Source organism: Halopseudomonas sp., assembly GCF_041579695.1.
Lineage (GTDB): Bacteria > Pseudomonadota > Gammaproteobacteria > Pseudomonadales > Pseudomonadaceae > Halopseudomonas.
The window spans coordinates 1-1,992 of record NZ_JBFGFI010000191.1 but is presented as its reverse complement, the minus strand read 5'-3'; the positions used below and the strand labels follow the sequence as shown (position 1 = coordinate 1,992).

Genomic DNA, 1,992 nt, shown 5'->3' with positions numbered 1-1,992 from the left:
GTTTTACCAGATCCCTGGGATTGGTATTGTCAGGATCGGCTTGTGTGGTTTTCACCGTTTTGCCCCGCGTTACGCCGCAGAGCCCCATTTCACGCATCAACCGTTCCACTGTGCAGCGTGCAACCACCTGGTGTTCGCGATGCATCTGCCGCCAGATTTTCCTGGCCCCGTAGACCTCGTAGTTTTCCTGCCAGACACGATGAATTTGTACAGCAAGTACCTCGTCACGGATCGCTCGGGCGGAACGTCGTGAGCGGTCACGTAGCCGCGCAGCATGGCGCCGGTAAGCCGATGGAGACACTTGCAACACGCGGCACAGTGGCTCGACTCCAAAGCTTTGCCGGTGCTTGTCGATCAGTTGCCAGATCACTTCAAATGGCGGTCGAGCTCCGCCTGGGCGAAAAAAGCGCTGGCGACCTTGAGGATTTCGTTAGCTCGCTTGAGCTCACGAACCTCGCGTTCCAGTTCCTTGACGCGGGCATCAGTGGCCGAGGCGGAGGGGGCCGCAGGCGCAGCTGCCTTCCGAATCCAACTGCTCAGTGTCTGGGCGGTGCAGCCGATCTTGCTGGCCACGGCCTCGATGGCGGCCCACTGCGATGTGTGGGACTCCCGGACCTCATAAACCATACGGATGGCCCGGTCACGGACTTCAGGGGAAAATTTGGTGTGCTTGCTCATATGGGCTCCATTCTCTCAAAAGGTGGAGCCTCCGCGAAACCCGGGGCGGTTCAAGCCGCCTACTCTCTGGAAGGCGTGGTGGGACGATGTCAAGAAGGCGGTCCGCGAGCAGATGACAGGTGGCAGGCCAGGGTGTCTCGTCGTTCGCTTAGAAGGCATTGGTCATGACCAGTTGAAGAACCTGCTTATAAATCCAGAGAATCCATTGGCTGTATTCGCTACACAAGTGCTACTACATCCTAAACACCAGCACTTGGCCTGTATGGTCTATGTTAGTGACTCTGTCCTCATTCCGCAGCCCGACTTAAATAAAATCGGTCGGAGCGTGGTATACGTTTTTTCCTCCCAAGGACGGCATGCACGGCATCCGATCACCAAAATATTTCTTTCAACATGAGCCGGCTACTACCTGACGAGTGAGGGGCTTTGGCGCGTCTCAACAAACGGGAAAGAGTGCAAAGTTTTTAGAATCAAGTAAACCACGAGCTAAGTAAAACGCCCTTTTCACCCTGTTGTGGCGAGTTTCCTGCGAGTAAGGAATAGTGAATCGCCCCTTTTTCTGTAGACGCCTTAAAGCTGCACATGAATTGCTTTGTGGCAGATGCCTTTGTGCTCATTCTGAGGCAGTACTCAAATAACCCGCGTACTCACTCATCACTATAATCAGGTGGGCGCAATTTAGGCACAAACTGGGCACAGACGATTTTTAAGGGTTTGCTCGTGATTTGAGCTAGGTGTCATGCCTTTCAGAATTCGCGCGGCGGATAACTGAGTGCTGGCTGAGTGGGGCTGTGATCAATGCTTGATTTTGTCGATTCTGAGATCGTGCAAGCTACTGATTTTAAAGAATATGGTGCACCCGACTGGATTCGAACCAGTGACCACCGCCTTCGGAGGGCGGTACTCTATCCAGCTGAGCTACGGGTGCATATAGGTGAAACGTGGCTATTTTGACCTCTAGCCGCATCGTGGCACAAGAGGGTGAGTATTGCCTTCGGAGGGCGGTACTCTATCCAGCTGAGCTACGGGTGCATTTCAGGGGCGCCATAATACCCATTGATTGCGGCGCCGTCCATGCCTGCGGGCTTTCGTCTGACGGCGGATACCCCGCGCCCCGTTGTCGCTGGTTACAGATGCTATTTTGTTGGCCGCGACTTTGCCGGTATACTCGCTCACATTGTCCGGGCATTGAACTTGGGCTCAAAATACAAGCCATGATGAGGGTGTTAGGTGATGACTGTGAAAAAACTTCTGGCTGCCTCGGCGGCTCTGCTGGTTCTGGTGGCGGGCGGCGCGTTTGCCCAGTCGATCAAT

The 1,992-nt window shown here is 54.5% G+C and carries 1 tRNA gene, 1 pseudogene and 1 other annotated feature; the gene and the pseudogene both read right to left on the bottom strand.

Features of this window, described 5'->3' with window-relative positions:
* Positions 1-678: pseudogene (locus ABYA88_RS16280) on the bottom strand (IS3 family transposase); the annotation flags it as partial.
* Positions 293-409, bottom strand: a sequence feature (AL1L pseudoknot). (Overlaps the previous pseudogene by 117 nt.)
* Before the next feature lie 851 nt (positions 679-1,529).
* Positions 1,530-1,606: transfer RNA gene (locus tag ABYA88_RS16275), tRNA-Arg, on the bottom strand.
* Positions 1,607-1,992: the final 386 nt, after the last annotated feature.